Origin of the sequence: Flavobacterium collinsii (assembly GCF_946903285.1) — a bacterium.
Lineage (GTDB): Bacteria > Bacteroidota > Bacteroidia > Flavobacteriales > Flavobacteriaceae > Flavobacterium > Flavobacterium collinsii.
Genome location: NZ_OX336425.1, coordinates 2,542,227 through 2,554,290 on the forward strand (window position 1 = coordinate 2,542,227; position 12,064 = coordinate 2,554,290).

A 12,064-nucleotide genomic window follows, 5' to 3' on the forward strand; every position below is an offset into this window, starting at 1 on the left:
CAGAATCATTAGCTTTAGAAACATCTAAATTATCCTATAGAATAAAGCCAGTTTCCGTTGCTTATATTATGTACACTTCAGGAACTACAGGTAATCCAAAAGGAGTGATGATCACACATAATAATATTGTTAGTTTGTGTAAAAGCTGTGATTATATTTCATTAAATTCAGATACAGTCTGGTTGTCCACAGGATCTATTTCTTTTGATGCTACGACCTTAGAATTTTTTGGTACTTTATTAAATGGAGGGCAATTAATATTAGCAGATACTAGCTCATTATTAAACATCGTTAGTCTGAGAGACCTTATTATAAAACATAGGGTTACCACTATGTGGATGACGGCTTCTTGGTTTCATCAAATAGTTGAAGATGATATATGTGTTTTTGAAAATTTGACTGATTTATTAGTAGGAGGAGACGTGGTTTTGTTTGCTTATACCAATAAATTAAAAGAACATTATCCAGAGCTACATATTGTCAATGGTTATGGACCTACAGAAAACACTACTTTTTCTACGACTTACAGTATTGATGAAGTTACTTATAAGAACCTTCCTATTGGTAAACCTATTAAAAATAGTCAGGCCTATATCTTAGATTCAAAATTGGAGCTTTTACCCATTGGAGTAGTTGGAGAATTATGTGTTGGAGGATCAGGATTAGGTCGAGGTTATTTGAATCAGGAAGAATTAACCCGAGAGAAGTTTATAGAGAATCCATTTAAAGAGGGGGATATAATTTATAAGACGGGAGATTTGGCTCGTTGGCTTGCTGATGGTACTATAGAATTTATAGGCAGAAAAGATGATCAGGTTAAGATTCGTGGTTATCGAATAGAGCTTGGTGAAATAGAGAATGCTCTCTCATCAGTGTCAGGAATCATTCATTGTTGTGTATTGGCTAAGGAAGATACAGTTAACAGTAAACGTCTGATTGGTTATGTTGTTGTTGAAGGCAAGCTGGACAGGGCCGCTTTGCAGGAACAGTTGAAATTAAGTTTGCCTGAGTATATGGTTCCTATGATCTGGGTTGAGTTGGAAGAGATGCCACTTACCTCAAACGGAAAGCTGGATAAGAAAGCTTTGCCGGATCCTGATGGTTTAGAATTATATGTAAAAGAATATGTTGCTCCAGTGACAGATACAGAACACCAATTGGCTCAAATTTGGGAGAATTTGTTGGGAGTAGAGAAGGTTGGAGTTCATGATAACTTTTTTGAGTTGGGGGGGCATAGTTTACTGGCTACCCGATTGTATCGATGATCCGAAAGGAATTGTCTATAGAGGTTGAAATTGCAGATGTCTTTGAATATACGACGATCGCAACGTTAAGTTCACATGTATCGGTTCAATCAGAGGGAGTATTACTGCCGGCTATTGCTGTTCAGGAAAAAGAAGATCGTACGCCATTATCTTTCAGCCAGGAACGATTGTGGTTTTTGGATCAGTTGCAGGGAAGTAGTAGTGAATATCACATTCCTACTGTTCTTCATCTGGAAGGAGCATTAGATACATTGATATTAGAACAAACGCTTCAAAGTATTGTATCACGTCATGAGGTTTTGCGTACTATTCTGTTATCAGAAGATGGTATAGGGTATCAGGAAGTCATAAGTGAAAAGGAGTGGATCCTTGATCAGGTTGTAATAGATGATAGATCATTATTTGAAAATATCCTTCAGGATTATCTGATGGCTCCATTTGATTTGTCAGCAGATTATAAGTTACGAGCATGTTTGTATGATTTAGGAGATCAAAAATATATATTGGCTTGTGTGCTGCATCATATTGCCAGTGATGGCTGGTCAGGTGGTATCTTGGTAAATGAGTTTATGGAGCTTTACAGCGCACTTCAATCGGGAAGAGCGGCTGTTTTACCTGAGCTTTCTTTGCAATATTCAGATTATGCGATCTGGCAGCGAAAATACTTGGAAGGAGCTGTTTTGGACTCTCAGTTATCGTATTGGGAAGAGAAGTTAGAGGGAGTAGGTACTTTATCATTGCCCACAGATTATGTTCGTCCATCGATTCAAAGCACAGCAGGATCGAATGTTTCTTTAACTCTTGATAAGAATCTTAGTGATTCTTTAAATGCCTTGTGTCAGGCAGAAGGTGTTACATTATTTATGTTGATGTTGTCAGCCTTTAAGGTATTATTGTCGCGTTATAGTGGTCAGGATGATATTTGTGTTGGAACGCCTATTGCGAATCGTACCCAATCAGAGTTAGAGGGCATGATAGGCTTTTTTGTCAATACACTGGCACTTCGCAGTGATCTGAGTGGTAATCCAGACTTTAGGGAACTTTTAAAAAGAGTAAAAGAAACTACACTTGGTAGTTATGATCATCAATTGGCTCCATTTGAGAAAGTAGTAGACCGTGTGGTTACTACCCGTGATATGAGCATGAGTCCATTGTTTCAGGTGATGTTTGATTTTCACAATGAGGTCGAAAGCTCCAAAGTAGAAAAGCCAAGACTACAAGACCTTGAAATCTCAGGTTATCAGTATACAGATGCTACCTCCCAATTTGATTTGATGTTTAGTATATCCGAATCTGATTTGGATATTTCGATAGGAATCGGTTATTGTACGGCTTTGTTTGAGAGATCTACCATTGATCGTATGCTTCTTCATTATAAAGAATTACTTCTTAGTATTGTAAGAGACATTAGGCAGCCTATAAGTGATCTTGGGATGTTGACAAAAGAGGAGGAGTACCAGTTATTGCATTTATTCAATGATACGAGAGTTGCTTATCCTTTGGATCAGACTGTTGTTGATTTGTTCGAAGAGCAAGTTAAGAAGACCCCTTCTGCTATCGCAGTAGTTTATAAGGGAACAGAGTTAACTTATAAGGAATTAGATGAAAAGTCGAATCAATTGGGTCATTATTTAAAAGAGCAGGGGGTTGAGCGTGATACTTTGGTAGGTATTTGTTTGGATCGTAGTGTGGATATGCTTATAGGTATCTTGGGTATTTTAAAATCAGGCGGTGCTTATGTACCGATTAAACCGGATTATCCTGCATCTCGTATTTGCTATATTGCTCAGGATACAGGATGTTCTTTGATGCTTACGGACAGAGTGAATTCAGGTGCATTGGGAGATATGTTATCGGATATTATGATGATCGTATTGGATGGTACTTCAGCTGTGTATTCTAATTGTTCATCAGAATCATTAGGATTAACTTATTTACCTGATTCTTTAAGTTACGTTATTTATACTTCAGGAAGTACAGGATCTCCTAAAGGAGCAATGATTGAGCATTCGGGGTTACTGAACCATCTTCTGGTTATGATAGATGATTTGGATATGGACAGTACGAGCGTTGTAGGCTTTACGGCACCTTTCACCTTTGATATTTCCGTATGGCAATTGTTGAGCGGTTTATTATGCGGAGGACGTATTGCAATCTATAGCGAGTCGATGATACTGAATACTGATGATTTTCAGAATGCCTTATGTTCTTATGGAGTTACCCATCTTCAGTTAGTTCCTTCTTATATATTGAGTTTATTAGAGACAGGATCCAGGAAAGGCTTGGAGGATCTGCGTTATTTTCTGGTTACAGGTGAAACTGCTACGATTTCATTGTTAGAATCCTGGTTTTCGATGTTTCCTTCTGTTGCAGTAGTAAATGCTTATGGGCCAGCCGAGGCATCAGATGATGTTAGTCTTCATGTTATGCATGAGGTACCTTTGGGAGGTGTTGTGCCTATAGGTAAACCAGTTTCGAATATGAAATTGTATGTTGTAGATTCATTTGATAATTTATGTTCACTGGGAGTTACTGGCGAGTTATGGGTTAGTGGGGTAGGTGTAGGTCGCGGTTATCTGAATCAGGAAGAGTTAACCCGAGAGAAGTTTATATCAAGTCCTTTTACAGAAGGCGATAGAATTTATAAGACTGGAGATTTAGCACGTTGGCTCCCTGATGGTAATCTGGAGTTTATTGGCAGAAAGGATAATCAGGTTAAAATCCGTGGTTATCGAATAGAGCTTGGTGAAATCGAGAATGTATTGTCATCGGTACGTGGAATCAGCCAGTGCTGTGTATTGGCTAAAGAGGATTCAAATGATACCAAACGTTTGGTTGGTTATGTTGTTGTTGAAGGTAAGCTGGACAGGGCCGCTTTGCAGGAACAGTTGAAATTAAGTTTACCGGAGTATATGGTTCCGATGATCTGGGTTGAGTTGGCAGAGCTGCCGTTGACGTCAAATGGAAAGGTGGATAGGAAAGCTTTACCGGATCCTGACAGTTCAGATTTGTCTACAAAAGAATATGTGGCTCCACGGACAGAGACAGAACACCAATTGGCTCAAATTTGGGAGAATTTGTTGGGAGTAGAGAAGGTTGGAGTTCATGATAACTTTTTTGAGTTGGGGGGTCATAGTCTACTGGCTACCCGATTGGTATCGATGATCCGAAAGGGATTATCCATAGAAATATCTATCAGGGAAGTCTTTGAATACGCGACGATCGCAACGTTAAGTTCGCATGTATCATCTCAATCAAAAGGAGTATTATTACCTGCTGTTGTCTTAGAAGACCGCTCAGGACGAATTCCTTTGTCTTTCAGTCAGGAGCGATTGTGGTTTTTGGATCAGTTAGAAGGCAGTGTTGCTTATCATATTCCTATTGTACTTCGACTTGAAGGAGCGTTAGATACATCGATATTAGAACAAACGCTTCAAAGTATTGTATCACGTCATGAGGTTTTGCGTACCATTCTGTTATCAGAAGATGGTATAGGGTATCAGGAAGTCATAAGTGAAAAGGAGTGGATCCTTGATCAGGTTGAAATAAGAGATGTATCATTATTTGAAAATATCCTTCAGGATTATCTCAGAATTCCATTTGATTTGTCAGCAGATTATAAGTTACGAGCTTGTCTGTATGATTTAGGAGATCAAAAATATATATTGGCTTGTGTGCTGCATCATATCGTCAGTGATGGCTGGTCAGAGGGTATTTTGGTAAATGAGTTTATGGAGCTTTACAGCGCGCTTCAATCGGGAAGAGCGGCTGTTTTGCCTGAGCTTTCTTTGCAATATTCAGATTATGCGATCTGGCAGCGAAAATACTTGGAAGGAGCTGTTTTGGACTCTCAGTTATCGTATTGGGAAGAGAAGTTAGAGGGAGTAGGTACTTTATCATTGCCCACAGATTATGCTCGTCCATCGATTCAAAGCACAGCAGGATCGAATGTTTCTTTAACTCTTGATAAGAATCTTAGTGATTCTTTAAATGCCTTGTGTCAGGCAGAAGGTGTTACATTATTTATGTTGATGTTGTCAGCCTTTAAGGTATTATTGTCGCGTTATAGTGGTCAGGATGATATTTGTGTTGGAACGCCTATTGCGAATCGTACCCAATCAGAGTTAGAGGGCATGATAGGCTTTTTTGTCAATACACTGGCACTTCGCAGTGATCTGAGTGGTAATCCAGACTTTAGGGAACTTTTAAAAAGAGTAAAAGAAACTACACTTGGTAGTTATGATCATCAATTGGCTCCATTTGAGAAAGTAGTAGACCGTGTGGTCACTACCCGTGATATGAGCATGAGTCCATTGTTTCAGGTGATGTTTGTATTGCAGAATACACCGAAAGAGTCAGAGGAAGTAGAAACAGGTTTAGAAGGAATTTTACTCTCAGGTTATGAATTTGAGCATGTTACATCTCAGTTTGATTTGATATTGAATGTTTCTGAAGGTAATAATGGAATTGGATTAGATATCGTGTATTGCACAGACTTGTTTGATAGGGCTACTATTGATCGTATGATGTTGCATTACAAAGAATTATTGGTTGGTATTGTTTGTGATATCACCAGACCAATAAGCATTCTTCCGATGTTAACAGTAAATGAAGAGCATCAGTTATTGTATTCATTTAATGATACGACAGTTGCTTATCCAAAAAACAAGACATTGGTTGATTTGTTTGAAGAACAGGTGAAGAAGACTCCTGCTGCTATAGCAGTAGTTTATGAGGGAGCAGAGTTAAGTTATAAAGAATTAGATGAGAAGTCAAATCAGCTTGCAAATTATTTATTAACTACTATCTCAATTAATTCGCAGTGTTTAATTGGGGTTGTTTTGGAACGCAGTGATTGGTTAATAATATCATTTTTAGCTATATTAAAAACAGGATCTGTGTATGTTCCTATAGATCTTAATTACCCTGAGGAAAGAAAAGAATATATAAAGAAAGACAGTGGTTGTAGTATAATTATAGATGATTTATATCTGAGTTTATTCAAAGATACTATTTCCGATTATGCAGTTGCTTTACCGCGTATTGTTATAAAGTCAGATGATCTGGCTTATGTTATTTATACTTCGGGAAGTACAGGGCAACCTAAAGGAGTGATGATTGAACATAAAAATTTAATTCATTTATGTTTATGGCACAAGAGAATGTATGCTGTTACTGCAAAAAGTAGAAGTTCTTTGTTTTCAGGAATTGGTTTTGATGCAAGTATTTGGGAAATTTGCCCATATTTAGTTTCAGGAGCCAGTCTATATCCTATTTCAGATAAAATACGATATGATTTGGATCAATTCTCCAAGTTTGTGCTTGAGAATTCTATTAGCCATAGTTACATACCAACTTCATTATGTGAAAGTATTATAGAACAAGAAATTTCCTTACCAAATCTTGTTGTTTTAACAGGAGGAGATGTGTTACGTTTAAATAAACAGGTTAATATTGATATTTATAATAATTATGGACCAACAGAGAGTACAGTAGTTGCAACCACTTATAAAGTAGCTAGTACTCCACTAACTAAAATTCCTATTGGAAAACCAATAGATAATACTATGGTTTATATCATGGATGAAGCTCACCATCTTTTGCCAATTGGTGTAATTGGGGAGCTATGTATAGGAGGGGCAGGTGTTGCTCGTGGTTATCTGAACAAAGAAGAATTAACCAGGGAGAAGTTTATCTCGAATCCTTTTATTGAAGGGGATAGAATTTATAAGACTGGAGATTTAGCACGTTGGTTGCCTGATGGCAATCTTGAGTTTATCGGTAGGAAGGATGATCAGGTTAAGATTCGTGGTTATCGAATAGAGCTTGGTGAAATCGAGAATGTATTGTCATCGATAGCAGGAATCATTCATTGTTGTGTATTGGCCAAAGAGGATTCAAATTATAACAAACGTTTGATTGGTTATGTTGTTGCTGAAGGCAAGCTGGACAGGGCTGCTTTACAGGAACAGTTGAAATTAAGTTTACCGGAGTATATGGTTCCTATGATTTGGGTTGAGTTGGCAGAGCTGCCGTTGACGTCAAACGGAAAGCTGGACAGAAAAGCTTTGCCGGATCCTGATAGTTCAGATTTGTCTACAAAAGAGTATATTGCTCCGCGTACAGAGACTGAAGGTAAACTAGCTCAAATTTGGCAGAATTTGTTGGGAGTAGAAAAAGTAGGAGTTTATGATAACTTCTTTGAATTGGGTGGTCATAGTTTACTGGTCGTAAAATTAGTTGCTACTATTAATAAATTGCTCAATACTAACATAAACATTATTGATATATTTAAATATCCAACTATATATAATTTTGTTGAGAATATGAATTCATTGCTTTCTTATAAAAATGATATTATGATACCATTACAGGAAGCAGGAAATAAAAAAGAGATCTTTTTAGCTCCTCCCGGAAGTGGAACAATAAACTCTTATATACAATTAGTGAAGCTATTAGGAGAAGATCAACCAGTTTATGCATTTCAATCCCCTGGTTTGGATGGAAAATCACCAATTTCAAAATCTATTGAAGAGATGGCTTCCACATTTATTATAGAAATGCAAAAATTAAATCCAAGCGGACCTTATAGACTAGGGGGATATTCTTTTGGAGGAATTGTTGCTTATGAAATGGCATCACAATTATTAAATGACGGTTTTGATGTTGAAGAATTATTAATTTTTGATAGCTCCCCTTTAGAATTTAGTTTTCCAAAAGATGAAAACATAGATCAAGAAGAAGTATATAGAGATTTGTTAAAAAAACTAGTACATGCAATACTAGGAAAGGATTTTACTTCTTCTGATTTAGTTCTCGAAGATAAAACAAAGGAAGAGCAAATTACGCAGGTGAGTAAATTATTAAACAACTCAAAATTTAAAATAAGTGAGGAGGATATAAGAGGGCATTTGGAAGTTAATATCTGTAATAAAAATTATAATTATTTGCCTCGGGAAGAAAAATTAGATATATCAATTGTTTTATTTAGAGCAATGTATGTATTAAGTGAAGGAGAAAATGAAAAGGAAATAAATTTGGTTCAAAATGATAATGAAGAATTTGATTATGGATGGCAAAGGTATACTACTAAAGAGGTAATTGTACACAATATTCCTTCTACCCACTTAAATATGTTAGATAATATTCATAGCAAACAAGTGTGTGATATTTTGATTGATTTAAATAAACTTGTCTTATAACTACATATTAAATAAAAAAAAAGAAATGAAAATATAAAAATAGAAATGTAACTGAAATGGAGTTTCTTTAATAAAAGAAACTCCAAAAACCAAACCTCTGGACTGAAAGTGCAGAGGTTTGGTTCTACGAGAGACTGAAAGTCTCTCTATTTTAAACTTAGATAAAAACTCTAAAAACTGATATCAGCTCAATTTAAAAACTAGTATTTTTATATTCTTTCATATTACTAAAGTACTGCAATAAATTGCAGGGTTTTAAACCCCGATCTGAGACCAATAAAGTACAGTATTACAACTATAAAGGCTACTTCTAATATAAGAATACCTTATCTAAAAATTATATAAATAAATTACAAAAATGAATAATCAGAAATTATTTTTAAAGCCTAATGTGGTAATTGAACCGTTGTTTAATAATTGGTATGCGTGGAGTCATTTGATTTCTCCTGCCACTAGTGCAATGAATATAACCGGTCGAAATTTAAAAATCATGAACTCTTATATTCAGGCACCCTCTGCCCATGCAGCTGCAGTAAAAAACCCAAAAATGTTAGGAGGTCCCTTTATTGATTACGAAGGAAAAAGGGTAGATGAAATTCAAAAATTAAAAGAAGAAACCTTGGAGAAGCAGAAGGATATGATCGCTTTTAGTGAAGCAATAAATACACTGGATGCTCTTTTAAAAAATAAAGCAAAGGGCTATTCTTTAGATCCTTTATATGAGGAAGTACCTGAAATACTTAAAGGATATGTAGAGCTTTATTACGATTTAAATAATCAATCTTCTTTTCGCTTTTTTGAGCCTCTTTTGTATCATAGCAAATTTTACAACCCTGATTCGCAAAGTATATTGTTGTGGTTGACAGAAAATGATGAACGTCCTTTTGTTTTAAGTACACCACGTTTAGCAGATGCAGATAAAATTCACTTAGATATTCCGTTTAACCATAAAGGTTTAGACGAGTTGAGCAAGATGAAAAAAAATCCTGGTGATGTAAATTCTATTAAACAACTATTAGGAATAAGTAATGAACAAGAGCACCTTTTTGACTCTTTTTTTACGACTGAAGCTCCAAAAGAATATGAAAAATATCAAGGAGATAAGGTAAGAATGAGATACTTTGGACATGCTTGTATTCTTGTAGAAACGAAAGATATTAGTATAATGCTGGATCCAGTAATAAGCTATTACGGTTATAACCAAGAAATAGAAAGGTTTTCAGATATGGATTTACCGGAAACGATTGATTATGTACTTATTACCCATAATCATCAGGATCATATTTTGTTTGAAACATTAATTCCCCTGCGCCATAAAATTAAGAATATAGTTGTACCAAGATCATCTAACGGTGCTCTGCAAGATCCAAGTATAAAATTGATGTTGAATGCTCTAGGTTTTTATAATGTTATAGAAATTGATGAAATGGAAGCCATTAAGTTTAGTGATTGTGTGATTACTGGTGTTCCTTTTGTAGGAGAACATTCAGATTTAAATATACAAGCAAAAATATGTCATCATGTTAGTGTAGGGGATTTTAGAATGCTTTTTGTTGCAGACTCATGTAATATTGAATCAAGGCTCTATCAACATGTTCAGGAAATATTAGGAGATGTAGATGTATTATTTTTGGGAATGGAGTGTGATGGAGCTCCTTTGTCATGGCTTTATGGACCATTATTAACAGAAAGTTTAGCTAGAGATAAAGATCTCTCACGGAGGTTAGCTGGCTCAAATTTTGAAAGAGGAAAAGGACTAATCAATGCTTTTAATGCAAAAGAAGTTTACGTTTATGCTATGGGACAGGAGCCGTGGTTGGAGTTTATTAGCAGTATTAAATATACAGATGAATCGAATCCAATTGTCCAATCCAATAAACTTATTGACTATTGTAGAGAAAGAGATATCATTTCAGAAAGATTATTCGGTGAAAAAGAAATTTTTTACAATCACTCTCCTAAAAGTATAATTTAAATAATTTAGGACTTTAATTTTTATTAATTCTTATACTTTATTAGAAATTGGTTAATGTTTCAGAGTTAGTCATATAAGGTTTTTTATTTCTAACATAATGAAATAGAGTAAATATTAATCATGAATAATTTATAGAAGCCGTTTCAATAGTGAGACGGTTTCTTTCTTTCTTTCTTTCTTTCTTTCTTTCTTTCTTTCTTTCTTTCTTTATATTTGTGACTCTTTGATCAGTTTGGCATATTTAACTATCGATTAATAGTTGATTATATATGAGGTTCAAACATTATAACCAAAATAAAACGGTTCTTTTGTCTTATTCGTTTGATGATTTAATTGCAGAGAAACACCTTGTTCGGATAGTTGACCAAGTAGTCGAGTCAATAAACAACATCCAGCCTCTTTTAAAAGTTTACAGTAAATAAGATAATCAAGCTTACATCATCCAAAAAAAAAATTAAAAGTAATGTTGTAAGCTTATATGACCAATATTTATTCATCACGAAAAATAGAACTGGTACTTCGTGAAAATATCAATTTTATGTGGCTAACTTCTATGGCTATTGTGGATCACAATATGATTAATAGTTTTAGAAGTGATATACTTAAAGAGAGTTTTAAAGAAATCTTCAAGCAGGTATTTTTTTGATACAGGCATCAGAAGGATTTATTAATCTAAAACAAATCTATACGGATGGTGCCAAGATAGAAACTCGGGTAGGCAGATACATTTTTATATGAAGAAATAGTATAAAAAACATCAAAGCAAAATACTCACTCAGCTCGAATAACTATGAGATTATGTTCAGGGTATTGATAATGAGTATAATGTGAATCTTGGGCCCACAAGATTCAAGGAGATTAACAAAGAAGTAACCCAGAAAACTGTAGCAAAAATATATACCAAACTCTCTTGCAACCAAAAAGCAATTGATCTTCAACTTAAAATTACTCCTTTAATAAATAGAGATAAACACTTTCTCGTCCTAAAAAAAAACTAACTATAATTCTTCTGGCAAACGGAATGTTTATCCCCAAAGAGAAGTTAAATGGAATAAATGAAGTAGTAAATAACATCGTACTTATTGCATTTCAATAATTTTTATACTTATTCTGCTCTTTCTGAAAAGTAAATCTCCTTATTCTTCCAATTAACACTTCAAGCATCATCAAAATTTATTTTAAAAGCTTAGCATCCCTTTCATTTTGCATGGCTGATCTTATCATTTTGATAGGGATTAGCAAGTTAAAAATTAAGTGTAAATTTTAACTAGTTGACTTTTAGTGTTTTGTTTTATGTTGAGTTGTTTTGGCATACCAATTGCATCTAAAGGGGAGATCAAGACCATAATTTTAAGGTACAAATCATCACCATAAGATTAAGTTTGAAAACGAAAAGAGTTTTCCGGATTTGCTCAGAATAGTATAGATAAATGTAAAAAACACTGTAAAATAAAAGAGATGAAAGCAGATAAAGTAAGAAAAAAGAACATCGAAAAACTGGGGATATCAAACAAAGGCATGAAACAAAAAGACAGAGTCATCAACTTAATGGTGTTTTCTATAGTATTCTTTATTGCACTTTTGATGATTTCGCAAATAGTATAAAACATAATTTGTTAGGC

5 protein-coding genes are annotated in these 12,064 nt (G+C 34.8%); all 5 read left to right on the plus strand.

Annotation, left to right across the window (positions count from 1 at the left end; genetic code table 11):
• The first annotated feature begins 41 nt into the window (after positions 1-41).
• The 5 genes from OGZ34_RS10510 (at position 42) to OGZ34_RS10525 (ending at position 12,047) form a co-directional block, all read left to right on the plus strand.
• The gene (locus tag OGZ34_RS10510; protein WP_396193424.1) at positions 42-1,265 is read left to right on the plus strand and encodes an amino acid adenylation domain-containing protein; all 1,224 of its coding nucleotides are present in this window, start codon (positions 42-44) and stop codon (positions 1,263-1,265) included.
• A complete protein-coding gene (locus OGZ34_RS10515; RefSeq protein WP_263362984.1) occupies positions 1,262-8,467 on the plus strand; it encodes a non-ribosomal peptide synthetase in 7,206 nt (2,401 codons plus the stop codon). The genes OGZ34_RS10510 and OGZ34_RS10515 overlap by 4 nt, the downstream gene beginning before the upstream one ends.
• A 358-nt stretch (positions 8,468-8,825) precedes the next feature.
• A complete protein-coding gene (locus tag OGZ34_RS10520) occupies positions 8,826-10,442 on the plus strand; it encodes an MBL fold metallo-hydrolase (RefSeq protein WP_173968376.1) in 1,617 nt (538 codons plus the stop codon).
• A 478-nt stretch (positions 10,443-10,920) separates the two neighbouring features.
• Positions 10,921-11,088, plus strand: a complete 168-nt coding sequence (locus OGZ34_RS22410; protein WP_173968336.1) for a transposase — start codon at positions 10,921-10,923, stop codon at positions 11,086-11,088.
• A gap of 812 nt (positions 11,089-11,900) precedes the next feature.
• Positions 11,901-12,047 (plus strand): hypothetical protein, encoded by a 147-nt coding sequence (locus OGZ34_RS10525; protein ID WP_173968337.1) that lies wholly within the window; start codon positions 11,901-11,903, stop codon positions 12,045-12,047.
• Positions 12,048-12,064: the final 17 nt, after the last annotated feature.

Coding starts and splice junctions, on each gene's coding strand:
- OGZ34_RS10515 (WP_263362984.1), top strand. CDS start 1,262: ATGATCCGAAAGGAATTGTCTATAGAGGTTGAAATTGCAGATGTCTTT.
- OGZ34_RS10520 (WP_173968376.1), top strand. CDS start 8,826: ATGAATAATCAGAAATTATTTTTAAAGCCTAATGTGGTAATTGAACCG.
- OGZ34_RS22410 (WP_173968336.1), top strand. CDS start 10,921: ATGACCAATATTTATTCATCACGAAAAATAGAACTGGTACTTCGTGAA.
- OGZ34_RS10525 (WP_173968337.1), top strand. CDS start 11,901: ATGAAAGCAGATAAAGTAAGAAAAAAGAACATCGAAAAACTGGGGATA.